This window comes from Aeromonas sp. FDAARGOS 1410 (assembly GCF_019048745.1).
Taxonomy (GTDB): Bacteria; Pseudomonadota; Gammaproteobacteria; order Enterobacterales; family Aeromonadaceae; genus Aeromonas; species Aeromonas jandaei.
In genome coordinates, this window is sequence record NZ_CP077401.1 from 1,336,414 (window position 1) to 1,362,766 (window position 26,353).

General features: G+C 58.6%; 22 protein-coding genes. 16 read left to right on the top strand and 6 right to left on the bottom strand.

Going from position 1 to position 26,353, the window contains the following annotated elements; all coding sequences use genetic code 11:
* Positions 1-23 precede the first annotated feature (23 nt).
* The 5 genes from dgt (at position 24) to I6L40_RS06480 (ending at position 9,609) form a co-directional block, all read left to right on the top strand.
* Entirely contained in the window at positions 24-1,388 is a 1,365-nt protein-coding gene (gene dgt / locus I6L40_RS06460) for a dGTPase (protein ID WP_216995166.1), read from the top strand.
* 315 nt (positions 1,389-1,703) lie between these two features.
* Positions 1,704-1,907 (top strand): hypothetical protein, encoded by a 204-nt coding sequence (locus I6L40_RS06465; protein WP_033114907.1) that lies wholly within the window; start codon positions 1,704-1,706, stop codon positions 1,905-1,907.
* 237 nt (positions 1,908-2,144) lie between these two features.
* Positions 2,145-6,383 (top strand): transporter substrate-binding domain-containing protein, encoded by a 4,239-nt coding sequence (locus I6L40_RS06470; protein WP_216995167.1) that lies wholly within the window; start codon positions 2,145-2,147, stop codon positions 6,381-6,383.
* Positions 6,376-7,596 carry an EAL domain-containing protein gene (locus tag I6L40_RS06475; protein WP_042031788.1) on the top strand — a complete coding sequence of 407 codons (1,221 nt, stop codon included), beginning with the start codon at positions 6,376-6,378 and terminating at the stop codon, positions 7,594-7,596. The genes I6L40_RS06470 and I6L40_RS06475 overlap by 8 nt, the downstream gene beginning before the upstream one ends.
* A 39-nt stretch (positions 7,597-7,635) precedes the next feature.
* Entirely contained in the window at positions 7,636-9,609 is a 1,974-nt protein-coding gene (locus I6L40_RS06480) for a methyl-accepting chemotaxis protein (protein ID WP_071914436.1), read from the top strand.
* A gap of 28 nt (positions 9,610-9,637) precedes the next feature.
* Here the strand turns inward: I6L40_RS06480 and rfaH are convergent, their stop codons facing one another.
* The 4 genes from rfaH to metN all read right to left on the bottom strand — a co-directional run bounded on the left by rfaH (position 9,638) and on the right by metN (position 12,737).
* Positions 9,638-10,138, bottom strand: coding sequence for a transcription/translation regulatory transformer protein RfaH (gene rfaH / locus I6L40_RS06485; RefSeq protein WP_041210416.1), 501 nt, complete (start codon positions 10,136-10,138; stop codon positions 9,638-9,640).
* A gap of 95 nt (positions 10,139-10,233) precedes the next feature.
* Positions 10,234-11,034, bottom strand: coding sequence for a methionine ABC transporter substrate-binding lipoprotein MetQ (gene metQ / locus I6L40_RS06490; RefSeq protein WP_041210417.1), 801 nt, complete (start codon positions 11,032-11,034; stop codon positions 10,234-10,236).
* A 25-nt stretch (positions 11,035-11,059) separates the two neighbouring features.
* Positions 11,060-11,713 carry a methionine ABC transporter permease gene (locus tag I6L40_RS06495; protein WP_005339070.1) on the bottom strand — a complete coding sequence of 218 codons (654 nt, stop codon included), beginning with the start codon at positions 11,711-11,713 and terminating at the stop codon, positions 11,060-11,062.
* Entirely contained in the window at positions 11,694-12,737 is a 1,044-nt protein-coding gene (metN, locus tag I6L40_RS06500) for a methionine ABC transporter ATP-binding protein MetN (RefSeq protein WP_071914439.1), read from the bottom strand. The genes I6L40_RS06495 and metN overlap by 20 nt, the downstream gene beginning before the upstream one ends.
* A gap of 483 nt (positions 12,738-13,220) precedes the next feature.
* On the opposite strand from metN, the gene I6L40_RS06505 reads away from it, so the two are divergent.
* Positions 13,221-13,676, top strand: a complete 456-nt coding sequence (locus tag I6L40_RS06505; protein WP_071914441.1) for a hypothetical protein — start codon at positions 13,221-13,223, stop codon at positions 13,674-13,676.
* 92 nt (positions 13,677-13,768) lie between these two features.
* Here the strand turns inward: I6L40_RS06505 and ppgK are convergent, their stop codons facing one another.
* Together ppgK and queG are read right to left on the bottom strand one after the other, a co-directional pair.
* Positions 13,769-14,512: a polyphosphate--glucose phosphotransferase gene (gene ppgK / locus I6L40_RS06510; protein ID WP_042031782.1), complete on the bottom strand. Its 744-nt coding sequence runs from the start codon at positions 14,510-14,512 to the stop codon at positions 13,769-13,771.
* Between the two features lie 111 nt (positions 14,513-14,623).
* On the bottom strand, positions 14,624-15,778 hold the full coding sequence (gene queG, locus I6L40_RS06515; protein WP_216995168.1) for a tRNA epoxyqueuosine(34) reductase QueG: 1,155 nt from the start codon (positions 15,776-15,778) through the stop codon (positions 14,624-14,626).
* Positions 15,779-15,838: 60 nt separating this feature from the next.
* On the opposite strand from queG, the gene I6L40_RS06520 reads away from it, so the two are divergent.
* The 10 genes from I6L40_RS06520 to I6L40_RS06565 all read left to right on the top strand — a co-directional run bounded on the left by I6L40_RS06520 (position 15,839) and on the right by I6L40_RS06565 (position 26,292).
* Positions 15,839-17,350, top strand: coding sequence for a bifunctional ADP-dependent NAD(P)H-hydrate dehydratase/NAD(P)H-hydrate epimerase (locus tag I6L40_RS06520; protein ID WP_071914446.1), 1,512 nt, complete (start codon positions 15,839-15,841; stop codon positions 17,348-17,350).
* 10 nt (positions 17,351-17,360) lie between these two features.
* Positions 17,361-17,834 (top strand): tRNA (adenosine(37)-N6)-threonylcarbamoyltransferase complex ATPase subunit type 1 TsaE, encoded by a 474-nt coding sequence (gene tsaE, locus I6L40_RS06525; protein WP_041210423.1) that lies wholly within the window; start codon positions 17,361-17,363, stop codon positions 17,832-17,834.
* Entirely contained in the window at positions 17,825-19,378 is a 1,554-nt protein-coding gene (locus I6L40_RS06530; protein ID WP_071914448.1) for an N-acetylmuramoyl-L-alanine amidase, read from the top strand. The genes tsaE and I6L40_RS06530 overlap by 10 nt, the downstream gene beginning before the upstream one ends.
* Before the next feature lie 17 nt (positions 19,379-19,395).
* Entirely contained in the window at positions 19,396-21,267 is a 1,872-nt protein-coding gene (gene mutL / locus I6L40_RS06535; protein ID WP_071914450.1) for a DNA mismatch repair endonuclease MutL, read from the top strand.
* On the top strand, positions 21,257-22,186 hold the full coding sequence (miaA, locus tag I6L40_RS06540) for a tRNA (adenosine(37)-N6)-dimethylallyltransferase MiaA (protein WP_071914452.1): 930 nt from the start codon (positions 21,257-21,259) through the stop codon (positions 22,184-22,186). Before mutL ends, miaA begins: the two co-directional genes overlap by 11 nt.
* A gap of 73 nt (positions 22,187-22,259) precedes the next feature.
* Positions 22,260-22,523 carry an RNA chaperone Hfq gene (gene hfq / locus I6L40_RS06545; protein ID WP_033114894.1) on the top strand — a complete coding sequence of 88 codons (264 nt, stop codon included), beginning with the start codon at positions 22,260-22,262 and terminating at the stop codon, positions 22,521-22,523.
* Positions 22,524-22,586: 63 nt separating this feature from the next.
* Positions 22,587-23,873: a ribosome rescue GTPase HflX gene (gene hflX / locus I6L40_RS06550; RefSeq protein ID WP_071914454.1), complete on the top strand. Its 1,287-nt coding sequence runs from the start codon at positions 22,587-22,589 to the stop codon at positions 23,871-23,873.
* Between the two features lie 92 nt (positions 23,874-23,965).
* On the top strand, positions 23,966-25,114 hold the full coding sequence (hflK, locus tag I6L40_RS06555) for an FtsH protease activity modulator HflK (protein WP_071914456.1): 1,149 nt from the start codon (positions 23,966-23,968) through the stop codon (positions 25,112-25,114).
* Between the two features lie 3 nt (positions 25,115-25,117).
* Positions 25,118-26,002, top strand: coding sequence for a protease modulator HflC (hflC, locus tag I6L40_RS06560; RefSeq protein ID WP_041210428.1), 885 nt, complete (start codon positions 25,118-25,120; stop codon positions 26,000-26,002).
* A gap of 98 nt (positions 26,003-26,100) precedes the next feature.
* Positions 26,101-26,292 carry a DUF2065 family protein gene (locus I6L40_RS06565; RefSeq protein WP_071914458.1) on the top strand — a complete coding sequence of 64 codons (192 nt, stop codon included), beginning with the start codon at positions 26,101-26,103 and terminating at the stop codon, positions 26,290-26,292.
* Positions 26,293-26,353 lie beyond the last annotated feature (61 nt).

The window sequence follows — 26,353 nt, forward strand, 5'->3', positions numbered from 1 at the left end:
AGCCGCGGACAAGGAGCCACAGGATGTATAGCCGTTTGATCACCCCCGTGCGCATTCACCCATGGGGAAATGAGGATCTGCTGGAGGCGACCGAGCTGGATCGCGCCCGCATAGTGCAGGCGGCACCGGTGCGCCGGTTGCAGCAGAAGACCCAGGTTTTTCCGCTCGATGTGAAAGCCTCGGTGCGCAGCCGTCTCACCCACTCGCTGGAGGTGCAGGAGACCGGCCGCCAGATCAGTCGCCGCATTCTGGCGGAATTGCCAGCCAGTGTGGTGTGCGAGGGGGCCTTTATCAATCTGGTGGAGATGTCCTGCCTCTTGCACGATGTGGGCAACCCGCCGTTCGGCCACTTCGGCGAGCAGGTGATGAGCCAGTGGCTCGGTGAAATGCTCGATCCCCTCTATCAGCAGGCACTGGCACAGCCCCCCTCGGCCCAATGGGCTGAGCTGCGTCAGGATCTGCTGCTGTTTGACGGCAATGCCCAGAGCTTGCGGTTGGTACACAGCCTGCACGAACTCAACCTTACCCTCGGCCAGCTGGGGGCGCTGTGCAAATACCCGCAGCAGCCGCAACCCGGTGTGAGTTACGGCCAACATCATGGCTGGAGCAGCAAGCGCGGCATCTTCTTCAGTGAACAGCCCCTCTATCGCGCCCTCGGCCAGAGTCTGGGGCTGGCCCCAGGCTGCCGCCATCCGCTGGCCTACATCATGGAGGCGGCAGATGACATCTCCTATTGCATCGCTGATCTGGAGGATGCGGTAGACAGGCGCATTCTCACCCTGAATGAGCTGCTGGCAGCCCTCTGCAGCGCTGATGGCAGCGATTACATGACGACCCTGCTTGGTGATGCACAGCGCTCCAGCTGGGGTTTCTTCCCCCATTTTCGTCACCGGTTGACCAGAGATCTGGTGGCGCTGGCGGCCAGTACCTATATCAGCGAGCATGATGCGATCCTGCAGGGGAGCTATCCGCAGGCCCTGCTCCACGGTCAGGCTCCCGCGGCGCGGGTGCTCGATATCCTCAAACAGGTTGCGCGGGCGCAGGTTTTCATGCGCCCCGAGGTAGAGGCGCTCGAACTGGAAGGCTACGCCGCCCTGCGCGGTGTGCTCGTCACCTACTCTTGCCTGCTTGCCATGCCGTCCGGGCAATTTTCCCGTCTGCTGGCGGGTGAGGGGGGGAGTGAACTCTTCTTTGCCCGGCGGCTCTATCACCGCCTCTCGGCGCGCCATATCAAGGCCTATCGGTTGGCAGTGGCCGTGCGGGACGAGCGTTTTGTCTGCGAGCAGGAGCAGGAGTGGTATTACCGGGTACGCCTGCTGCTCGACTATGTCAGCGGCATGACGGATACCTATGTGCTGGAAGAGTACCGCCTGCTCTCGGGGATCTGATAACCCGGACTCCCTTTCGGGCAGCATAAAATGCCGTAAAAACGTTTAAAAAGGAGTCGCAAGAGGCTTGTGTTAAATTCGGAGTTTTTTTAGACTGCTGCAACCTGTTCAACTTTTATCCGGTAAGGAGACGAAAATGCACCATCAGATGCTAAATCTTGCATTCTCTCGCGGCACTGCGTGCGGCGTGAAATCTCGTGCTCTTTTACCGCGTGGCGTAAACAGGTAACCCCTGTCTTTTTATCACCCGCGGTTCGTCCCGCAGGGTGATATCCACTTTCTCCGGGAGAACCGCATGTTCAACTGGAGAATGTCATGTCTATCGAACTGGTTTTACTGCGTAGCGTCGAGTCTTTGGTACAAAAGCGGATCGCCAAGGTCGAGCGTCGTCTCGCCGTGATCAATCTCTCTCCTGCCCTGCTGAAAGATATCGGTCTGGAAGGGTATGAGGGGCAGATCTCCCATATCCGTGAGCGCGAGTATCAAACAGGCTTCCGGCTTGGGAATCGAATAACCTGATGTGGTGGGGGGCGTTCTTCCCCCCAATCTTTTAACGTTGCGAAAAAATGACGTGACAGACCAAAATCTGTCACGTTTTTTGCTTTAAAAAGGATTGTTTATTCACATTCAGCCAATATCCCTCTATCCTCTTGGCCCCGTTTATAGCGGAACTGTTTGTTTTCTCACCGGCTAGAGCCATTATCTAGAGGGTCGAGGATGAATCGTATTGGCCTCACTCATCAGGACAAATAGCTCATGTCTCGCGCTTGTCATCTCCTACTGATTTTTTGCTCACTGCTTCTGCTGAGTTGGCACGTTGCTGCGGAGTCATCGCCCGAAGAGGAACAAAGAGCGGTTGATGAGCAGGGCTTCTCTCAGGAGCTGGTGGTGGGCGTCCCCCGTGGTGGTTATCCCCCCTTTATCTACGAGGTGCCATCGAAACAGTACGCGGGGCCGCTCAAGGAGCTGGCCCTGCGGATTGCCGCCGAGATGGGATTAACGCTGCGTTGCGTATCCTTTAACTCTTATATCGAAGCTCAGGAAGCGCTGAAGAAGGGGAAGGTTGATGCGCTGGTTGGGGTGGAGCTTGATGCCTTGCCGGTGGAGGGGGTGAACCATATCGGTCACCTCGGCTCTTATGGCCGCGCTATCCTGATGCAACATCCCAACCAGCGGTTAACGATCGAGCAGGCAAAAAAAATGCGCTGGGTCTGTATCCGCGGGTTTGGCAGTTGCCGTGAGCTGGCATCGCTGGGAATGCCCAATGTGACCCAGGTCGAGAGCCGTGATGAGGCAACCTATATGGTCAAGCTGGGTCTGGCCGATGGTTATCTGGCGCTGGGCCCTATTCTGGTGCGGGAGCTGCAGCGCCTCCCGGACACCATGGGGATTGCGACTCCTCGCTGGTTGAGCAGCAGCGCCCTGACGATTGCGACCAGCGCAAATAATAGTGAGCTGACAGAGCGGATCTGGCAGGCATATCAGAGGATCCCGGTGACCGATTCCCGTCTGCGCCTGGCGCAGGGGGATAGCCGCTTCAAGGTCGATCTGCTGCTGGAGCCTGCCGAGATGGCATGGTTAAAACAGAAAAAAGTGATCCGGTTTGCCGTCGCCCCCTCTTTTTCCGGTATCAGCGAGATCGATGAAGAGGGGAGGTTGCACGGGTATGCCGCTGACCTGATGAAGCTCATTAGTCTGCGTTCCGGTGTCCGGTTTGAACTGGTTCCGACCCGCACCTGGCAAGAGTCCATCGAACTACTGCAAGCGCACAAGATTGATTTGATCCCTCTGATGACTCCCCTGAAGGATCGGCGGGAGTTCGCTTCCTTTACCTCCTCTTACCTCAAGTTTGACAGCTACATCGTTGCCAGGATCGGTGCTCGCAGCTTGAAATCTCTGGCTGATTTAAAGGGGCGTCAGATCGGGGGGGTAACCGGTTCCTACGAGGCATCGTTGATTCGCAACTTTGGCGGGAAGATTGTTGAGGTTGGCCGCGATGCAGATCTTCTGAAGTTGCTCGACTCGGGCAAGGTCGATTATGTACTGCTGACCATGACCAACCTTGGCCAGCAGGCGATGAAAGGATTCAACGAGAAGTACCAGGTTGTGCTGGGGAGCCCCGAATTTTCGGTGCCGATCAGTATGGCGGTCGATATTGCACAGCCCGAGCTGACCAGGATTATGGACAAGTTGCTGCAGACCATTACCGATGAAGAGTGGCAGCTGTTCGATCGCCGCTGGCTCAACATCTCGGTCAATATGGCGGTGGACAATAGCCCTCTATACAAATGGCTGGCTTTTGCCGTAGCGGCTCTTGGTACCTCGGGTCTGCTGGTGTTGCTGTGGGCGCGCAGCCTGCGCCGCCAGATTGCCCAGCGCAAGGTTGCGGAAAGCAAGTTGAATGAGCAGCTCTCTTTTGTGCAGACACTGCTCAACTCCTTGCCGACCATGGTGGCACTGCGTGACAACGAGCAGCGTATTACCCTTTGCAATCAAGCCTATCGCGAGACCTTTTTCATCGAGCATGATGGGCAGCCGCGAGACGATCTCGCGCATATGCCCGAGCAGGTTCGTCGCCAGATGGTACAGGAGGAGCGAACCGTCTGGCAGAGTGGTCGCAAGCTGGAGGGGGCGGGCAACAGTGTGCGGGCCGATGGTTCACCGTTTCATGTGATGTACGTCAAACTTCCCTATCGCGACCCGGCAGGCAAGATGTTGGGGGTGTTGACCGTGCTCACCGATGTCAGCCAGATCAAGGATGCGGAGGCGCGGGCGCGCAAGGCGGAAACCCGCCTGACCCAGATTACCGACAGTATGCCGGGCATTGTCTACCAGTATCTGTGGCAGGGGCCGGGCAAGGGACGATTTCTCTATGCCTCCCAGGGGGCTCGCGAGATCCTCGGGGTCAGTCATCAGGAGCTTTTTGCTGCCGAGTCGGGAGGAGAGATCTTCGGGTTTACCGAAGAGGCGTTGCAGGACTTTGTCAGCAAGGTGGCCAATCATGCCGAGACCCTGGCCCCGCTTGATCTGGAGGTCAAGGTCGAGCGGCCGGAGGGGGATCGCTATCTGCAGGTACGCGGCAGCTTCGTGCGTCAGGAACAACAGGAGCTGATCCTCAACGGGGTGATCCAGGACATTACGGCGCTCAAGCTGCAGGAGCACCAGTTGCGCGAGGCACAAGCCTACGCCGAGCAGGCCATGCAGGCGCGAAGCCGCTTTCTCGCCACCATGAGTCACGAGTTGAGGACCCCCATCTCCGGTATGCACGGTATGCTGGAGCTGTTGCAGATGAGCGAGCTGGATGACGATCAGCGTTACATGGTGCGCAATGTCGTCACTTCAACCAACAACCTGCTCTATCTGGTGAATGACATCCTCGACTTTTCCAAGATAGAGGCTGGCCAGTTGCGATTGCACTATCAGGTCTGTCGCGTGCAATCCGTTATTTGTGACGCGATCCGTGGCCATGCGACGCTCGCGCATAGCAAAGGGTTGCAGGTGGTGCTGGAGTGGGGTCAATCCGTGCCCGATCAGGCCGAGTTGGATGGCGTCAGGGTAGGGCAGGTTATCTCCAATCTGCTCAACAATGCAGTCAAGTTCACCGAGCAAGGGAGCATCACTCTTGCTGTTAACTACCTCGACGGGTTGTTGAGCATTATGGTCGCCGATACCGGTATCGGGATTGCCGAAGAGAAGCAGGCGCTGCTCTTCACTCCTTTTGAACAGGTGGAGTCAGACATCAATCGCCGCTTCGGTGGTACAGGGCTGGGGCTGGCCATCTGCGATCAGCTGGTGCGGAAAATGGGGGGCAACCTGCATCTGGTCAGCAAGCCGGGTGAGGGGTCGAGTTTTACCTTCACCGTACCGCTGCAGAAACCACAATGGGACCTGCCAGCTTTGGCTGGGAGCGAGTGGTGGTATTTCAGCAACGATCCGGTGCTGGAGATGGCCATGAGACGTCTTGGCGCCAAGCTCAACCCCATTGAAGCATCGAATTTCAGCGATGATTTGCAGGGATTGCTGCTGGCTGACGAACTTTGGCTGGAGCAGACGCTGGGGCCCGAGTGGCAAAGCTGGCTTCAACAAAGGGCTCTCAAAGGGATCATTGTGTCTCCCCGCGAGGCGCTCCGCGGGCGTCTCGGTGCTGCTCACTGGTGGCGACTGGGACTCTCGCCTCTCTATCCGGATCTGCTGCTGGAGAGTTGCAACGAATTGCTCAATGAGCAGGTTACTCCCATGCTCACTGCACTCGGGGAGAAGCTGGGAGGGAGGGTGCTGGTGGCCGACGATCATCCGGTCAATCGTGCTCTGCTGGCCAGACAGCTCGCCATTCTCGGGATAGAGGCGCAGGTGGTTGAGGATGGCGAGAAGGCTTTGCGGGCATGGCAGGGGCAGGATTTCTCTCTGCTGCTGACTGATTGTCATATGCCGGTGATGGATGGCTATAGTCTGGCCAGGGCGTTGCGAGCCCAAGGTGTGACTGCGCCCATAATCGGGGTAACGGCTGATACTTCGGAAGAGGCGAGTGCGCGGATGGTTGAGGCGGGCATGAGTGACATGCTGTTCAAGCCATATCCTCTCGAGACCCTGCGTCAACTATTGGCACATTGGCTGGCTGACGTGGCTACAGTCTCAACAGAAGAACCCGCAGAACAGCAGCAAATCGCCGAGCAGGCGGAACGCTGGCAAGGGCTCTTTGGTGATGAGGAGGCTGCTCGGGCAATGGCAAAAGAATATCTCGATTCCAACCGTCAGGATGGCAAGGATATGATGGTGGCACTGACTTGCCACGATACTCAGGCGCTGGTAGAAACGGCCCACCGTATCAAGGGGGCCGCACGCATGGTGGGGCTGCAAGAGCTGGCAGCACAGGCCGCCAGACTCGAATCGGCCGCACGATTGAAGCAGACGGAGGAGCTGGAAGAGTTGGTTTGCGGGGTACAGGTATTGATGAACGCAATCTCCCACGAAATTGGATTATGGCTCGATGAATAACGTACAAAACGTACACGATGAATTGGTCATCATGGTTGTCGAGGATCATGCGTTTCAACGCAAGGCCCTGATGCACCAGATCCGTGACCTGGGTTATCAACAGTTGCTGGAGGCTCGTGATGGGCAGGAGGCACTTGAGCTGTGCCAGCGTCACTCGGTTGATATCCTTTTTTGTGACCTGCGCATGCCCGGCATGGATGGGATGGCTCTGTTGCGCCGCCTCTCCCTGGGAGGATTCAGCGGTGGCATCATTCTCTCCAGTGCATTGGAGGATGACGTCGTGGAAGCGGTTTTGCGGATGAGTGCCGCCTATGGTTTGCAGGTGCTGGGACGAATCGAAAAACCATCGACCAAGCAACAGTTAAAGGTGTTGATCGAGTCGTGGTCTCCCCGTCAGGAGCAGGCCCAAAAAGAGGATGGGCATCGGCTTGGGCTGGATGAGCTGCGACGCGCACTGGATGACGACCAAATCGTCCCCTGGTATCAACCGAAAGTCAGCTTTGCCACTGGTGAATGGGTCGGGATGGAGGCTCTGGCGCGCTGGCAGCACCCGGAATATGGCCTGGTCTCGCCGGGTCGCTTCATTCCGCTGGCGGAAAACAACGGGCTCATCGATCAACTGACCGAGATCATCATCAACAAGTCGCTGCGCGATGGTCATCTCTGGGAGGAGACCGGTCTCTCCCTCAATCTGTCGATGAACCTTTCCACTACCTCGCTGATTGAGGGGGATCTCTGCAACTCCCTGATTGCGCAATGTCAGCGCTGGAGCATCAATCCAGAACTGATCACCCTGGAGGTGACCGAGAGCTCCTTCGTGCAGGATGTGGGCAAGTCGCTGGAGGTGCTGACCCGACTGCGGATGCATGGATTCGGTCTCTCTATCGATGATTTCGGCACCGGCTACTCGTCGATGCAGCAGTTGGCTCTGCTGCCTTTTACCGAGTTGAAGCTGGATCGATCCTTCGTCGATCGCTGCTATGCAGATCCATCCCGTCTGGCCATTATCGAGTCCAGTATCGAGCTTGCCCGCAAGCTGGGGCTTAAATCGGTGGCGGAAGGGGTCGAGGATGAGTTGACCTGGCAACAGTTGGCAAAACTTGGATGTGACGTGTGTCAGGGCTTTTTCTCTGCCAGACCGATGCCGCGCAGTGAATTGCAGGAGTGGCACCGCTCCTGGCAGGAGAGATTGCCTACACTTATATCGATCTGATTCTTTTGGTCTGCGGGCCTCATCTGAACAAGGATGTTCATGAAAATCTCACACAAGCTTTTGATCAGCTTCGGATTTATCAATCTTCTGATCGCCCTCTCCTCTGCGCTGGTCTACTACCGGCTAAACCAGATTAATCAATCCCAGCAGACGCTGCTGGCGCAGGCGCTGCCGGCTCTGCAGCGGGATGAGGCTAGCCAGAAAGCGCTGGTCGCCACCGTCTCAGCTCTGCGTGGTTATCTCATTCTTGGCAAGGATCCCGCCCAAGCAGCCAGATTGAAGCAGGAGTGGGAGGGGGCCTGGCAGATTATTACCAGCCAGCAGTTTGATGTGGGGTTGGTACAGTCACTCAAGAGTTTCAAGAGCAGTCAGGAAAAGGTGTGGGCGATTGCCCACACAGAGGAGAATCTGCCAGCACATACCCTGATGTTGCAGGAGGCCGGGCCGCTTGCCGAAGCGGCGCTCGATCAGCTGCAATCTTTCGCCAATGAAGAGGTGGCGACTCCTCAGGATCAGCTATCGGGAGATCGCCGCATGTTGCTCAAGCAGGTGGGAGATGCCTACAACAGCTTGTCCAATGCGCTCTCCGCCCTGCGAGATTTTCTTATTTCCGGCGACCCGGAATATCGCAGCAAGTATGAGGACTATTACAAGTTCCATCAGCAACGGGTGGCAGAACTCAAGCAGCAGTCCAGTCTCTTTTCCGAAACCGAGCGCAGCCTCTGGCAGCTGTTTGAGGAGATGGGAACCCCCTTCTCGGAGCTGGTGGGCCAGGTCATCAGCAAGCGGCAAGCACCGGATTGGGATCAGGCCAACTATCTGATGGCAAAAGAGATTGAGCCGATGCAGGAGATCCTCTACGAGCGGCTGGCCAAACAGGTAGGGGAGACCCGCAGCAAAGTGACTGCAATCTCTGGAGAGATGACGCAGGCTGGCCACTCCATCACTCGTACTCTGTTGTTGGCAACAGGGAGTTCCATCGTGCTTGGCATGCTGGTGGCGTGGCTCTTCAGTCGTCGTTTGACTCGTGACATCGCCAGTCTGGTTGTGCGGGCAGGTGAGGTCGCCGACGGCAAGCTGGCTGCCAACCCTTTGCCCGTACTGAGTCAGGATGAGCTGGGCGGTTTGACCGGCTCCATCAACCGGATGTCGGCCCAGCTACGCAATCTGGTGAGCGAGCTGCAGGGGGCGGTGGGACAGGTTGACGTCGCCTGTCAGGATGTTGGCAGCACAACTCAGGCGATAGTGACCGATTTGACCGCGCAGGATATCCGGGTAAAAGCGGTCGCCAGCGCGATCGAGCAGATGTCGGTCAGTACGAAAGAGGTGGCGGGCAATATTGCCAATGCAGCCGATAGTGCCCATCAGGTGCAGCAGCAAACCCGGCAGGGACAGAATGCATTGGCACGGATGACAGATGCCATGCAGCAGATCGCCGCCATGATCGGGCAAGCCAATCACGCGATGGGATTGCTTGAGAAGCAGAGCGAACAGGTCGGCCAGATCACCGAAGTGATCGCCACCATAGCCGAACAGACCAATTTGCTGGCCCTTAATGCGGCAATAGAAGCTGCGCGGGCCGGTGATCAGGGGCGCGGTTTTGCCGTGGTCGCCGATGAGGTACGTCAGCTGGCAACCCGCACCCACCAGTCAACCGCCGAAATCAGCCAGACCATTAGCGCCATTTCCCAGCAAACCCGCCAGACCGTCACCACGGTGAGCGGTGGCACCCAGCTGGTCGAGCAGGGGCGTGATGCAGTCGGGTTGGTAACCGAGACGTTGAATGCGATGAACCAGCTGGTGCAGGCGCTATCTGGCCAGCTGGAGGCCATCGCGACGGCGACCGAGCAACAATCCAAGGTCTCCGCCGAAGTGGCTGGAACGGTAGAGGATATTGCCGCTCTGAGCCGTCAATCCTGTCAGCAGAGCCAGCAGGGTGAGGGAATCGTCGCCCGTCTGGCGGGTGATACCGGCAAGCTGACGGCGGTGATCGCCCGTTTCGAGCTGGAGTGATGGGTGGGCAGGGTATCCTGCCCACCTCTTAGTCGATTCGTCTGAAGGCGTGGTTTTCGAAGCTGCTGGTGGTCTCTTTATTGAGCAGACTGACCAGCAGAATGGCCCGTTTCTCCCCATCCGGCTCCATATAGATGGCTTCAAAGCCTGCCAATGGCCCCTCTTCAATCAATACCTTATCGCCCGCATTTGGCAGTTTGGCGTAACTGGCGCGCGCCTCGTCGCTATCATCGCGGCTCATCAGCTGATAGACCAGCTTGTTGCTGATGGGTGTCCATTCACTGCCGAAGTGGATGATCCGGCTGATGCCACGGGTCGATTTCAGGGTGACCGGGGTGACCTCTTCCAGATCGACGTAGATGAAGAGGTAGTTGGGAAACATGGGTTCCTTTACCGGGACTCGCTTGCCCCGACGCAGTTTCTCGATTTCCACCATAGGGTAGTAGGACTCAATGCCCTGGGCATCGAGGTGGGCGCGGGCGCGGGCCTCTTCCTTTGGCTTGCAGTAGGCCAGATACCATTTTTTCATGTGATGTTATATTCGTGTTGCCGTGCTCGCCGATATGATAGCGGCGGCAATAAAAAAGGCCACGCATTGCGTGGCCTTTTTTGTCGAGTGAGCAATTACCAACCTTTTACCAGGCCGCCTTTGAACAGTTCCAGCCCTTTCTTGTAGACATCATCGGTCTGGAAAGCCTGTACGAACTGTTTGACCTTCTCGTCATCCTTGTTGTTGTCGCGGGCGACGATCAGGTTGACGTAGGGGGACTCTTTGTCTTCAACAAACAGGCCATTTTCGGTCGGGGTCAGACCAATCTGGCCGGCAAAGGTATTGTTGATGATGGCGAGATCCACGTCTTCCAGTGAGCGGGGCAGCTGAGCTGCTTCCAGTTCAACGATCTTGAAGTTGCGCGGGTTGCTGGCGATATCGAGTACGGTCGCCTCCAGACCAGCACCATCTTTCAGGGTGATCAGGCCCTGCTTGGCCAGCAGGATCAGCGAGCGGCCCAGGTTGGTCGGATCGTTCGGTACCGCGATCTGGGCGCCATCTTTCAGCTCGCTCAGCGACTTCAGCTTCTTGGAGTAACCGGCGATCGGGTAGACGAAGGTGTTGCCGACCGGTACCAGTTTGAAGCCGCGATCACGTACCTGTGCATCCAGATAGGGTTTGTGCTGGAAGGCGTTGATGTCAATGCTGCCATCGTTCAGCGCCACGTTCGGGGTGACATAGTCGGAGAAGTTGACGATCTCGACGTTCAGACCATATTTCTCTTTTGCCACCTTGGCGGCTACTTCGACCAGCTCGGTCTCAGGGCCGGCAATGGCGCCTACTTTCAGGGTCTTGTTCTCTTCCTTTTGACCGCAACCGGCCAGTACCAGACCAGCCAGCAGGGCTGCCGCAACGGATTTGATGCCAAATTTCATAAAACCTCCTGTCAGAAATCGACGATTAACGATGATCACATTTGTTGACCAGGCGCTCACCCGCGCTCTGGATAAGTTGAACCAGCACGACCAGTATCACGACGGTGACCAGCATGACGGTCGGATCGAAGCGCTGATAGCCGTAACGGATGCCCACATCACCGAGACCACCACCACCGATGGCACCTGCCATGGCGGAGTAGTTCACCAGCGTGACGAGGGTAATGGTGACGCTGTTGAGGATGCCGGGCAGGGCCTCGGGCAGCAGCACCTTGGTGATGATTTGCAATGGCTTGGCGCCCATCGCCTTGGCCGCTTCCAGCAAGCCGTCGGGTACTTCCATCAGGGCACCTTCCACCAGACGGGCGATGAAAGGGATGCAACCGACGGTCAGCGGCACGATGGCGGCGATGGTGCCGATACTGGTGCCGACAATCAGCCGGGTCAGCGGAATAATCGCGACCAGCAGGATGATAAAGGGCACCGAGCGACCCACGTTGACCACCATGCCCAGGGTACGGTTGAGCAGTGGGTTGGCCAGGATCTGGCCGGCTTTGGTCACATGCAGCGCCACGCCGAGCGGCAGGCCGAGCAGGCAGCCAAACAGGGCGGAGGCAAACACCATGATAAGGGTGTCGCCCAGGGCCGTGATGAGCAGATTAATCATGGCTTCGGACATAACCCATTACCTCCAGCTGAATGTGGTTGTCGATGAGGAACTGCTGGGTCGCCTCGCACTGGGCTTCATCTCCGAACAGTTCTGCCAGCAGGAAACCGAACTTGACACCACCGGCGTACTCGATGTCGGCGCTCAGAATGCTGATATCGATATTGAAACGGCGGCTCGCCTCGGAGATGAGCGGCGTATCGACCGTGCTGCCGGTAAAGCCAAGCTTCAGCAGCGGGTAGCTGCCGGGCACTCGCTCGTTGCTCATCCGATCCTGATACTCCTGCGGTACCTCGAGATGGATGGTGGAGCGAATGAAATCGCGGGCCAGCTGGGTCTTGGCATTGCTGAAGAACCAGGCCACTTCGCCCTGTTCGATCAGGCTACCATCGCTGATGATGGCCACTTCGTCACAGATCCCCTTCACCACATCCATTTCGTGGGTGATGAGCAGGATGGTGAGCCCCAGCTTGACGTTGATCTCCTTGAGCAGGGTCAGGATCGAGCGGGTGGTCTGCGGATCGAGGGCCGAAGTGGCCTCGTCACAGAGCAGCACCTTGGGCGCAGGGGCCAATGCCCGGGCGATGGCGACCCGCTGTTTCTGGCCGCCGGAGAGTTCGGATGGATAGGCGTGGGCACGGGCTTCCAGCCCGACCAGCGCCAGCAGCTCTTCGACCCGGCTCTTGATCTGATCCTTGTTCCAGCCCGCCAGCTCCAGCGGAAAGGCGATGTTGGCAAACACGGTACGGGAGGCGAGCAGGTTGAAGTGCTGGAAGATCATCCCGATGTGGCGACGGGCCTGGGTCAGATCCCGTTCGCTCAAGGCGACCAGATCCTGGCCATCGACAATCACCTGACCCTCTGTCGGGCGCTCCAGCAGGTTGACACAGCGGATGAGGGTACTCTTGCCGGCGCCGGATGCACCGATCACCCCGAAGATTTTGCCTTGGGGTACATGCAGACTCACGTCACGCAGGGCGTGCACGGCGTCACTGCCTGTACCGTAGACTTTGTTGAGACCGATCAACTTAATCATGGATTCTTCCGTGCTAACAGCCTTACAGCACAGGGCGCTACAGGCGAGAAAATTGGGCAGAGGTTTCACTAGGTTGCACTGCCATCATGGGGGATGATGCTAAGATGTCCGGATGGCTGTGTCAACGCATGTTTTTACGTCTAGACGTCTAAAAAAGTGATAAGGATTTTCGGTTGGCAGATAAGGAATAGCAGGGTTTGGCATTGTTCCATATTGAATTTCGCTTTAAAGCCAAAGAGCCGAATTAAAGTTGGTTAATGGCGTGTGATGCTCTGTTCTATTAGGTATCCCTGTCGCGACTATCCGGCTGTGGAGCCTACCTCTCACAAGTCCCAGAATTGCATAAAGTTGAACCCCCTGTCTGCCCACTTATATATACCTCGGCCAATTTTGATGCAGCGCAAGAAGATGCCGGATCGTGATTGGGGCCTGGCTGGCCGTTTTTTATACTGAGGTTGCGGATTTCCCATGGAGGGCAGAGCGATGAGATTCCAACAGATCAAAGAGTTGCTGCACTACCTCGAGCAGGTGCATCACCAGCTAGGTCTCTGTTACCGGCGTCTGGCCAATCAGGTGGATAGCGAACGCTGCCGGATGTTGCTGGTCTATCTGCAAGGGCGGGAGGATGCCGCCAGTGTCCATCTGCAGGAGTACGCCAGCCAGCTGGGCGGCCCGGTGCGGGAGACCTGGCTGGATCAGAGCTTTAGCGAGGACATGTTGCCAGCAATTATGCGCTGCGAGTTGCCTGCTTCAGCCAGAACCGAAGATATCGTTGCCCTGGTTTGCCGCTGGGAGGAGCAGTTGATTGGTGAACTGGGTCATCTGGCCCGGGAGTGCCCGACTCGGAGCACGGCTGAATTGCTGGATAATTTGGCCCGACTGGAACAGACCCGTCTGACCCGCTTGGTGCACGGTGCTCACCAGCTCGATGACTTGTAGCAAAGACTGAGGGTCGATCACCAGATAGAGAGAGGGCCCGGCATTGCTATCGGGCCCTCTTCGTATCGGGAGCTCATGGCACCGATGTGCAATCAGCCCTGATGTCGTTCGGCGGCGTAGAGTGCCGCGCCGATAATACCGGCCTGGTTGAGGCTGGCTGCGGGAATGAGTGGTGCCCGGGTCTCGATGCGATCGACGAATTTATCCAGTTTGGCTGCGCTGCCGCCGCCCAGAATGAAGAGGTCGGGGGAGAAGAGAAACTCGAGGCGAGCCAGATATTTGTTGAAGCGTTTGCCCCAGCGCCCCCAGGAGAGATCCTCGCGTTTGCGCACTGCGTCGGAGCAGTAGTGCTCGGCGATCATCCCTTCCAGCATCAGATGGCCCAGCTCGGTGTTGGGCAGCAGGTGACCGTTGACGAAGACTGCGGTGCCGATGCCGGTGCCGACCGTGATGAGGATGATAACCCCCTTGCGATCCTTGCCGGCACCAAAGCGCATCTCGGCCAGACCGGCGGCGTCGGCATCGTTGAGCACATAGCAGGGCTTGCCGGTGACATCGGCAAACAGGTGCTCGGCATCGGTCTCAATCCAGCTCTTGTCGATATTGGCTGCGCTCTTGGCAATGCCGTTGTGGATGGTGGCCGGGAAGCCGCAACCCACGGGTCCTTTCCAGTCGAAGTGTTCCACCAGAGCCTTGAGGGTATGGGCAATGGCGGCCGGGGTCGCCGGCTGTGGTGTGGCAATGCGATGGCGCTCGCCAATCAGCTCACCGGTTTCGGTATCGACCAGACAGCCCTTGATCCCCGAGCCTCCAATATCCACTCCCAACATTTGCATCTGTGATGTCCTTTTTGTGTGCCGACCATTGTTGCTCAACCATGGCGTGCTGATCTTTGTGGGTCGGCAGAGCATGAAAAAACTGCTGCAATCCGGCAAGGGGCAGATCACTCAGGCGTGATCCGGCAGACCTTTTTCGATGCAACGGATCAGCAGGCGGGTTTTCTTGTTCGTTTCATCCTGGCGTCTGGCCAGCGTTGCCAGCGCCCATTCAATATGTTCGGCTACCATGGGCTCGGCTTCCGGCAGCGCTTGCTGCAGGGCTGCCATCACTTCCGGGTTGGCCGGGCCGTTGCCAAGGGCTACCGCCAGATTGCGGCGCCAGCGTTGATAGCCGATGCGGCGGAGCGGGCTCCCCTCGGTATGTTTGAGGAACTCGGCCTCGCTCCAGCGCCACAGCGCCAGCAGGGGCGGGCGATGCAGGCTGGGGCGGGGGCTGAAATCGGGTTCCGGGCTGGCATCAGCGTAGCGATTCCACGGGCAGATGAGCTGGCAGTCGTCACAGCCATAGATACGGTTGCCCATCAAGGGCCTGAACTCTTCCGGAATAGGGCCGTCGTTCTCGATGGTGAGATAGGAGATGCAGCGGCGGCCATCCACCACATAGGGTGCGACGATAGCGCCGGTGGGGCAGATGTTGATGCAGGCGACACACTTGCCGCACTGCTCTTTTTCCACCGGCACATCGATGGGGAGTGGCAGGCTTACCAGCAGCTCCCCCAAAAAGAAGAAGGACCCGGCTGACTCATTGAGTAGCAGTGAGTGTTTGCCAACCCAGCCGAGGCCCGCTTTGGCGGCCAACGGCCGCTCCAGCACGGGGGCGGAGTCGACGAAGGGGCGCCACTCACCAAGGGGGTCAGATGTGCCTTGAAACAGCTCGGCGTATCGCGCTTCGATTCGGTCACCCAGCTGTTTGAGGCGATTGCGCAGCACCTTGTGGTAGTCGCGGCCGAGGGCGTAGCGGCTGATATAGCCGAGAGTCGGGTCGCGCAGGGTGGCGGCAAAGCCCGCCTCGAAGGGGAGGTAGTTCATTCGCACCGATATAACCCGCAAGGTGCCCGGCAGCAGCTCATGGGGGCGAGCGCGCATCATGCCGTGGCGCGCCATGTAATCCATGCTGCCGTGATAACCGGCGTCCAGCCAGGCCTGCAATTTCGGCTCTTCGGCCCGCAGATCCGTGTCGGTGATGCCAACCTGGTCAAATCCTAGCTCGCTCGCCCAGAGCTTGATATCTTGAGCCAGCTGGTTGAAATCAGGTGTTGTCATGCTGCATGGCATCCCGGCACTTGAGCACTTGGAGCGAAAGAGAGCAGATCGGGAGCCATCATGGTAGAGGTCATCGGGGACGCTTGGTGCAAAAAAGTGGGAAGCAGTCTATCACAGGGGCTGTGGTCGACTGAACAGATCCGCTCGCGAGAGCGGCGCTGGGCCGAGCGTGAGGGGCAACCCCTCTATGCGCTGATGGAGCGGGCAGGGCTGGCGCTGTGCACCTATGCCTGCAGCCACTGGCCCGCGAGCAATTGCTGGTGGATTTTTGTCGGCCCCGGCAACAATGGCGGCGATGGCTATGTGCTGGCCCGCCTTGCCCGTGAACGTGGCCTTGAGCCGGTAGTGATCGCCGCCCGCTCTCCCGACCAACTGGAAGGGGATGCCAGGATCGCCGCCGACAGCTGGCTGGCGGCCGGTGGTGAGGTCTGGCTGGCAGAGCAGTTCGATCAGGCGCTATTTCCTCCTCCCGATCTGGTGGTCGATGCCCTGCTTGGCACCGGTGTCAGTACACCCCTTGCTCCGTTACTGACAAAGATCGTCGCAACAATCAATGAGTTGGCTGCACCTGTGCTGGCGGTCGATCTTCCTTCTGGCCTCAACGGCGATACAGGCAGGATCATGCGGGCTGCCGTGCGGGCGACCCGAACTCTTACCTTTATCGGTATCAAGCAGGGGCTGCTCACCGCTGACGGGGTCGATGTGACCGGTCAGCTCGATTGTGAGCCGCTTGGTGTCATGCCTGATGATGAGATTCACCCCGCAGCATGGCGGCTCGATTATCCGGTGCTGCAATCCTTGCTGACCCCGCGTCAGCGCTCCTCGCACAAGGGTTCCCACGGCAAGGTGTTGCTGGTGGGCGGGGAGTGCGGCATGCAGGGGGCCATTGTGCTCGCCGGCAGGGCCTGTCTGCGGGCTGGCGCCGGTCTGGTGCGAGTCAGCCAGCACCCTGTGTTACCCCCAGTCAGCCTCTATCAGCCTGAATTGATGAGTCTGCGGGAAGAAGATGATAACGGTTGGGCCTCGGTTCGGGTCATTGGCCCCGGGCTGGGTCAGGGGGAGTGGGGCAGACAGCAGTTTGCCCGCCACCTTACCGAACAATTGCCGCTGGTTTTGGACGCCGACGGGTTGAATTGGCTGGCGCAATCTCCCCGCCATCAGGATAATTGGGTGCTCACTCCGCACCCCGGCGAAGCGGCGCGGCTGCTGGGGTGTTCCATTGCCGAGATTGAAGCAGACCGGTTTGCGGCCGTGCGGGCGCTGCAACAGCGTTACGGCGGAGTGGTGCTGCTCAAGGGGGCGGGAACTCTCATCCATGATGGCGAGCGGCTTGCCGTGTGCAATGAAGGCAATCCCGGCATGGCAAGTGGCGGCATGGGCGATCTGTTATCTGGTATAATCGCCGCCCTTTTGGCTCAGGGTTGGTCTGCCACCCTGGCAACCTGGCTGGGGGCCGTGATCCACGGCGAGGCGGCCGATCTGGCTGCTGCTGACGGAGAGCGTGGCATGCTGGCATCAGATCTGCTGCCCTTTATCCGCAAGCTGGTTAATCCCGACACCATAACAAGTTAAAAAGAAGAACATGGCAAAACAGTTGATGATGACACTGCCGGACGAGGCAGCAACAGTGGCTCTGGGAGGCCGTCTGGCAAAGGCTTGCCAGCAGGCGACGACCGTGTTTTTGCACGGGACGCTCGGGGCTGGCAAAACAACCCTGACCCGTGGCTGGGTGCAGGGGCTTGGCCATCAGGGCAAGGTGAAAAGTCCGACTTATACCCTGGTTGAACCCTACGAGCTGGAGGGGTGGCAGGTTTACCACTTCGATCTCTATCGTCTGGCCGATCCGGAAGAGCTGGAATTCATGGGAATTCGCGACTATTTTGCCGCCAATACCCTCTGTCTGGTGGAGTGGTCGGAGAAGGGAGAGGGCTGGTTGCCGGCGCCTGATCTCGAGATCACCCTCACTTATGTAGGCGAGCAGCGCGAAGCTCTGATTGAAGCTCGTTCTGCTACTGGCGAAGCTATTCTGGAACGGTTGTCATCCACGTGCGTTTGATCCTTGCTATTGCTCTCTCCCTGATGGCGTTACCCTCCTGGGCTAATCAGCTCAAGAGCGTGCGGATTTGGCCATCACCTGATAACACCCGGGTGGTACTCGACATGAGCAGCGCCCCCGATTTCAACTATTTCACCCTCACCGGCCCCGATCGGCTGGTGATCGACATGAAAGGGGCGAGCAACGCCACCAATCTGGCGCGGGTCGAGAACAGCAGCGAACTGGTGCGTAAAATTCGTGAAAGTTCGCCGCTGGAGAAGGGGGGGCTGCGTCTGGTGCTCGATCTCAGCTCCGCCATCAAGCCGGTAGTCTTTCCGCTGGCGCCTGCCGGCCCCTATGGTCACCGTCTGGTGATCGACCTTCCCTATGAAGAGAAGCGCTCGGCCGCTGCGGTGCAGTCCACGCCGGTTGGCGGCAAGGGCAAGGGGGTGGTGATTGCCATCGACCCGGGCCACGGTGGTGAAGACCCGGGCTCCATCGGCCCGCGCCGTACCTATGAGAAGCGGGTGACCCTGGCGGTCTCCCAGAAACTGGCGGCACTGATCGACCGCGAGCCGGGCATGCGCGCCGTGCTGACCCGCCGCAGCGACTACTTCGTTGATCTCAACAAGCGTTCCGAGATCGCGCGCAAGGCCAAGGCCGACCTGCTGGTATCGGTGCACGCGGACAGCTTCCACAACTCCACCCCGCGTGGTGCCTCGGTCTGGGTACTCTCGACCAACCGCGCCAACCGCGAGATGGGCAGCTGGCTGGAGAAGCAGGAGAAGCAGGGCGAGCTGCTGGGTGGTGTCGGCAAGGTGTTGGCCGAATCCGATCCCAACCCCTATCTGGCGCAGACCTTCCTCGACCTTTCGATGGACAAGTCCCGTGCCGAGGGTTATGACGTCAGTCGCCAGATCCTGCGCTCGCTGGGCAAGGTGGCACGGCTGCACAAGAGAGCGCCGGAGCACGCCAGTCTGGCGGTACTGAAAGCCCCTGACATTCCCTCTGTGCTGGTTGAGACCGGCTTTATCTCCAACCATGCGGAAGAGCAGCTGCTGGCTACCGCCAGCTATCAGGATCAGCTGGCTCGCGCCATTTTCGAAGGTATCCGCAACTACTACCGTGCTCACCCGACCAAGGGTGCCATGCTCACTGGCAAGGGGGTCGCCAGCGTCCCGGCCGCGACCCATAAACAGGTGGCTGTCAGCAAACCTGCGCCAGCCAGGCAGGTTGCGAGCAAGTCGGCTCCAGTTCAGTCCCAGCCGGTTGTGACCAACCGGATGCCGGCGACGGTGCGCGACAGCGGAAGCGCTTCTGGCAGCTCCTCCGGTGCCGGAGTGATCAAGCCTTATTCCGAGGCGGCCAAAGAGACCGGCGCTCCGGTCACCAGCGTGCAGGAAAACGAGAAGTCGCAGATGATCCGCCATGTGGTCACGCGCGGTCAGAGTCTCTCGCGCCTGGCCGAGAAGTACGGCGTGAGTCAGGCGAGACTGGCGGAGATCAACAAACTCAAGTCACGGGAAATCCAGATAGGGCAGGTGCTCTATATTCCCAAGCAATAACTGAGCGGGAGCTAGCGATGCCGATCCGTATTTTGCCACCTATTCTGGCCAACCAGATTGCCGCCGGAGAGGTGGTGGAGCGGCCCTCCTCCGTGGTCAAGGAGTTGGTGGAAAACAGTCTGGATGCGGGCGCCGACCGGGTCGAAATCGATATCGACAAGGGGGGCGCCAAGCTGATCCGCATCCGTGACAACGGCTGCGGCGTTGCCAAGGATGAGCTGGTGCTGGCGTTGTCGCGCCACGCCACCTCCAAGGTGGCGACCCTCGATGACCTGGAGGGGATCAACAGCCTGGGCTTTCGTGGCGAGGCGCTCGCCTCTATCAGCTCGGTCTCCCGCCTCACCTTCACCTCCCGCACTGCCGAGCAGGGCGAGGCCTGGCAAGCGCAGGCCGAAGGGCGCGAGATGAGCGTTACCGTCAAGCCGGCGGCCCATCCGGTGGGCACCACGGTGGAGGTGGTGGATCTCTTCTTCAATACCCCGGCGCGGCGCAAGTTCATGCGCAGCGAAAAGACCGAGTTTGCCCATATCGACGAGCTGGTGCGCCGCATCGCGCTCTCCCGCTTCGATGTCACCCTGATCCTGCGCCACAACGGCAAGGTGGTGCGCCAGTACAAGGCTGCCAATACGGTGCCGGAGCAGGAGCGGCGTCTTGCTGCCGTCTGCGGTACCCCCTTCATGCACCATGCGTTGGCGGTGGAGAGCGAGCACAGCGACGTGCGTCTGTGGGGCTGGCTGGCGACCCCCGAGGGCGCCAGACCACAGAACGATCTGCAATACACCTATGTCAATGGCCGGATGATGCGCGACAAGCTCATCAATCACGCCATTCGTCAGGCCTATGACGAGCTGCTGCCCGCCGACCGCTTTGCCGCTTATGTGCTCTATATCGAGCTGGATCCCCGTCAGGTGGACGTCAACGTTCACCCTGCCAAGCACGAGGTGCGCTTCCATCAGGCGCGGCTGATCCACGACTTTATCTTTCAGGCACTCTTTACCGCCTTGCGCCGCGAAGGCCGCGCCGTCAACGAGCAAGAGAAGCCGCTGGCCGAGACGCTGGTCGAGCTGCCGGCCAGCCCGCAGATTGAATATCCCGGTCAGGCACCGCGTACCGAGTGGTATGGCGCCGAACACAGCTATCGGGCACCGGCGCAGGTGCGGGAAGGGAGCGGTGGTGGTGCAGGCCGGGTCAGCAACTATCAACCACCCGAGCCGCCGAGCCGGGAGGCGATGCGTGGCATGGGTGCCCTGCTTACCACGCTGCCCGTTGCCACAACCGTTTCAGCTCCCGAGCCGGGTGTTGCCACTCAGACTGTTTCAAAACAGGGCGGGTGCCGGGCACTGACTCTGGTGGAGCAGGCTTATCTGCTGTTCGAGCGGGATGGTCAGCTGGCGCTGCTTTCACTCGTACGCGCCGAGCGTTTGCTGCTGCGCCACTGGCTGCTGGAGACCTGGGGCCAGGGGCTGGCAGCCCAGCCGCTGCTCTTGCCGGTTTCCTTCAAGCTGCCGAAGAACCTGAGTTCGCTGGTAGAAGAGCAGGAGCGACTGCTGAAACGGATGGGGCTGGAGTTGAAAAGTGGGGGGCGCGACACCATGATCCTGACGCGGGTGCCTGCTCTGCTGCGTCAGACCGATCTGGTGCGTCTGTTACCCGAATTGCTGCAAATTATCGAGGGCGGATCTGACAGTGATGCTGGCCAGCAGGCTGAAGTATTATGCCAATGGCTGGTGGAGCAGGGGATAAGCCGCGAAAAAATATACGATTTTTCAACTGCCAGTCGTCTGCTGACGGAACTTGTGGCCGATTTCAGTGACCAACTGGCAGATATTCGCATGGCCCGCCCGCTCTCGCTGGCGGCTGTGCTTGAGGAGTTTGAACATGGCGAGTGACTTGCCGACCGCAATTTTTTTGATGGGGCCGACGGCCTCCGGCAAGACGGATCTCGCCATTGAACTGTGTCAGGTGTTGCCCTGCGACATCATCAGCGTCGATTCGGCTCTGATCTATCGCGGCATGGACATAGGCACCGCCAAGCCGACCGCCGATGAACTGGCTCGGGCCCCGCACCGGCTGATCGATATTCTCGATCCCGTTATGAGCTATTCGGCAGCCGATTTTTGCAAGGATGCCCTGCGAGAGATGAAAGAGATCGCCGACCGCGACCGCATTCCGCTGCTGGTGGGCGGTACCATGCTCTATTTCAAGGCGTTGCTGGAAGGACTTTCTCCGCTCCCTTCTGCCGACCCCGTCATTCGGGCCGGAATAGAAGAGGAGGCTGCCCGTCTTGGCTGGCAGGCGCTGCATGACGAGCTGGTGCGTATCGATCCGGTCGCCGGGGCGCGTATTCATCCCAATGACCCGCAACGGCTCAGTCGGGCGCTCGAGGTTTACCGCATTAGCGGCAAGACCCTCACCGAGCTGACCCAGGTACAGGGGGAGGGGCTGCCCTATCGGGTACAGCAGTTTGCCATCGCCCCGAGCGATCGCGCCGTGCTGCATCAGCGGATCGAACAGCGTTTCGACAAGATGCTGCAGGGGGATTTCGAGCAGGAGGTGCGGGCTTTGATGGCTCGTGGCGATCTGACCCCAGATCTCCCCTCCATTCGCTGTGTAGGTTATCGCCAAATGTGGGACTACCTGAACGGCGAGATAGAGTATGATGAGATGCGTTATCGTGGCATTGTTGCCACTCGCCAGTTGGCAAAACGGCAGATGACCTGGTTGCGCGGTTGGGCCGATGTGACCTGGCTGGAATCCGGTGAGTCTGACAACCTCGCCCGCGTGCTTGCTCGCGCTGGTGCGGCTTGACACTCCCTGTATAATCAGGTTGTTATATTGAATATCCGGTGTTTAAAAACAACAAACTATAAGGAAAAGAAAAATGGCTAAGGGGCAATCTCTCCAAGACCCGTTTTTGAATGCGCTGCGCCGTGAGCGGATTCCTGTTTCTATCTATTTGGTGAACGGCATCAAACTGCAAGGTCAAATCGAGTCCTTCGACCAGTTTGTCATTCTGCTGAAGAACACCGTGAGCCAGATGGTCTACAAGCATGCCATCTCTACCGTGGTTCCGGCCCGTGCCGTCAACCATCATCAGCAGGCTGCCGGTGGCGCCGGTGATGAACAGGGTGATGCCGAGGCGTGATATCCCGGGGCGAGTCGACTCGCCAACTCAGATTCATCATGAAACCTGTTAAGGAGCAAGCGCTTGTTTGACCGTTATGAAGCTGGCGAACAGGCCGTTCTGGTGCACGTCAACTTCAGTGATGAGGGTGAGCGGGAGGATCTGGAAGAGCTCAAGATGCTGGTGAGCTCGGCTGGCGTCAATGCACTGGGTGTCATCACCACCAGCCGCAGTGCGCCCAGCGCCAAGTATTTTGTCGGCAGTGGCAAGGCTGAAGAGATTGCGTACCAGGTCCAGATGCTGGATGCCGACGTCGTCATCTTCAACCATGCCCTGACCCCTGCCCAGGAGCGTAACCTGGAGCGTCTGTTCCAGTGCCGGGTAGTGGATCGCACCGGTCTGATCCTTGATATCTTCGCCCAGCGCGCCCGTACCCATGAAGGTAAACTGCAGGTCGAACTGGCCCAGTTGCGTCATCTTTCTACCCGTCTGGTTCGAGGCTGGACCCACCTTGAACGTCAAAAAGGCGGGATCGGCTTGCGTGGCCCGGGTGAAACCCAGCTTGAAACCGACCGACGCCTGTTGCGCGAGCGCATCAAAGCGATTTTGCGCAGGCTCGACAAGGTGGCCAAACAGCGGGAGCAGGGGCGACGTGCCCGCAACCGCAATGAAGTACCGACAGTTTCTCTGGTTGGTTACACAAACGCCGGAAAGTCCACTTTGTTCAACCAACTTACAGCTGCCAGCGTGTATGCTGCCGACCAGTTGTTCGCAACCCTTGATCCGACGCTGCGTAAATTGGTGATCCGGGATGTGGGCGATGTGATTTTGGCCGACACGGTTGGATTTATTCGACACTTGCCCCATGATCTGGTCGCAGCATTCAAAGCGACCCTGCAGGAGACTCGCGAAGCGGACCTGCTGCTCCATGTGGTGGATTGTGCCGATGAGCAGATGCAGGAGAATATCGACTCCGTGCAACAGGTGCTGGCTGAAATCGAGGCAGATGACCGTCCCCAGCTAATGATCTGCAACAAGATCGACAAGCTGGCCGATCGCCCGGCGGGTCTGGAGCGGGATGAGGAAGGTCGTCCGGTGCGGGTCTGGCTGTCTGCCCAGACTGGCGAGGGGTGTGAGTATCTGTTTGCGGCGCTGACCGAATTGCTGGCTGGCTCCATGGTGCACCACACCCTGCAACTGCCGCCTTCTGCTGCGAGATTGCGCAGTGCGCTCTATCAGTTGAAAGGGATCGAGCAGGAAGGTTTTAGCGAGGAAGGGGATTTTGTGCTGGAAGTCCGCCTGCAACTGGCTGACTGGAACCGCCTCGTGAAACAGGAAGGTGAGAATTTACAACGCTTTATCAGGCATTGATCCGTTGATGAGGATAACCGCCTGGCGGTTTCGTCAACGAGCAGTGACCCGATAGAGATGATATCCATCTGCATGTATTAATGGAGACGCTGATGGCTTGGAATGAGCCTGGTAACAACGGCAAAGACCGTGACCCCTGGGGGAATAACGGCAAGAATCAGGGGCCCCCTGATCTGGACGAGATGCTGCGCAAAATGAGTCGTCGCTTTGGCGGCCTGTTTGGCAGTGGCAAATCTGGCGGCGATGTAGGCCGCTTTGGTATCTCCATCGCGCTGGTTGTCGCCGTGGTGGTATGGGTCGTGAGCGGCTTCTATACCATTCGTGAAGCCGAGCGTGGCGCTGTGCTGCGCTTTGGCAAGTTTTCCCATATCGTCGAGCCGGGCCTGCGCTGGAAGCCGACTTTCATCGATCAGGTGATCCCGGTGGACGTTGAGTCCGTGCGTTCCCTGCCTGCGTCCGGCTTTATGCTGACTCAGGACGAGAACGTGGTACGGGTCGAGATGGACGTGCAGTATCGTGTCGTCAATCCGGAGCAGTACCTGTTCAGCGTGACCAATGCCGACGAGAGTCTGAGTCAGGCTACCGATAGCGCCCTGCGTTACGTGGTTGGCCACACCAAGATGGATGATGTGCTGACCACTGGTCGTGAAAAAGTGCGTCAGGAGACCTGGCAGGTGATCGATGGCATCATCGAGCCTTACCAGATGGGTCTGCAGATTGTCGACGTCAACTTCCTGCCGGCGCGTCCGCCGGAAGAGGTGAAGGATGCGTTCGATGACGCCATCTCCGCTCAGGAAGATGAGCAGCGTTTCATCCGCGAAGCGGAAGCCTATGCCCGTGAAGTCGAGCCCAAGGCCCGTGGTCAGGTGAAGCGTCTGGAGCAGGAAGCCGAAGCGTACAAGTCCCAGATCGTGCTGAAAGCACAGGGTGAAGTGGCCCGTTTCAACGAGCTGCTGCCCCAGTATCAGGCTGCGCCCGAGCTGACTCGCAACCGTATCTACCTGGAAACCATGGAAGAGCTCTATCAGCAGGCCAACAAGGTCATTGTTGATATGCCGGCTGGCAACAACAGCATGATCTATCTGCCGCTCGACAAGCTGACTGGCAAGCCGGCAGCTGCTCAGCAGGCTCGTCCTGCGACTGTGCCGGTAGCAGAGCCTGCGCCAGTTCCCAACGAGGGTGCCAACTCCACTCCGATGCCGCTGCGTAGCGGTGACCGCTTCAGCTCAGGGAGAAACTGATAGATGAAAAAGCTAGCTATTGGTGCAATCGCTGTGGCTGCCATGGTCTGCTTCTCCTCTGTCTTTATCGTTGATGAAGGTCAGAAGGGGATCGTGGTGCAGTTTGGCAAGGTGAAGCGGGTTGATTCCGGTGAGCCCCGTCTCTATGAGCCGGGTCTGCACTTCAAGGTGCCGCTCATCGATCAGGTTCGCAAGATGGATGCCCGTATCCAGACCATCGACAGCCAGGCCGACCGTTTCGTCACCTCCGAGAAGAAAGACCTGATCATCGACTCCTACGTGAAGTGGAAGATAGAGGACTTCTCCAAGTACTACCTGGCAACCGGTGGTGGCAACAAACTGCAGGCAGAAGATCTGCTCAAGCGCAAGATCAACAACGGTCTGCGCTCCGAAATCGGTAACCGTACCATCAAGGATATCGTCTCCGGTGAGCGCAGTACCGTGATGGAAGATGCCCTGAAGAAGATGGCGCGCTCCTCCGAGCTCGGCATCAAGGTGGTGGATGTGCGGATCAAGCAGATCAACCTGCCGGTGGAAGTCTCCAACTCCATCTATCAGCGGATGCGTGCCGAGCGTACTGCGGTGGCCCGTGAGCATCGTTCACAGGGTCGCGAGAAGGCCGAGATCCTGCGCGCCGATATCGACCGTAAGGTAACCGTCATGCTGGCGGATGCCGAGAGTAATGCGCGTCAGTTGCGTGGTGAAGGTGATGCGGAAGCGGCCAAGATCTATGCCGAAAGCTACAAGAAAGACCCCGAGTTTTTCAGCTTCGTGCGCAGCATGGAGGCCTATCGCAAGAGCTTCACCGGCGGCAACGAGCTGATGGTGCTCAAGCCGGACAGCGAATTCTTCCGCTATCTCAAGTCTCCTCACGGTACCAAGCAGTAATCGCCGGAGTTTGTCTTGCCAAGGGCCTGCATTGTCAGGCCCTTTTATTTGTCTGCCAAACCATCGGATAAGGTGGTTTTTGACGGGAGAAGGGCACAATGATGACATCCATACTGACAGGGATTGGCCTGTTGCTGTTGTTTGAAGGGCTCGGGCCATTGCTGATGCCAAAAGGGTGGCAGCAGATGCTGCGACTGCTGAGCGATCAGCCGGCGGAGCAGCTGCGCCGTATCGGCGGTTCGCTGGTTGTTGCAGGCACAGTGATCCTCTGGATGGTGAGCCGCTGGTAGCAAACGCATAAACAACAAGAGGCCCATATGGCCTCTTGTTGTTTATGAAAACAGTGACGAT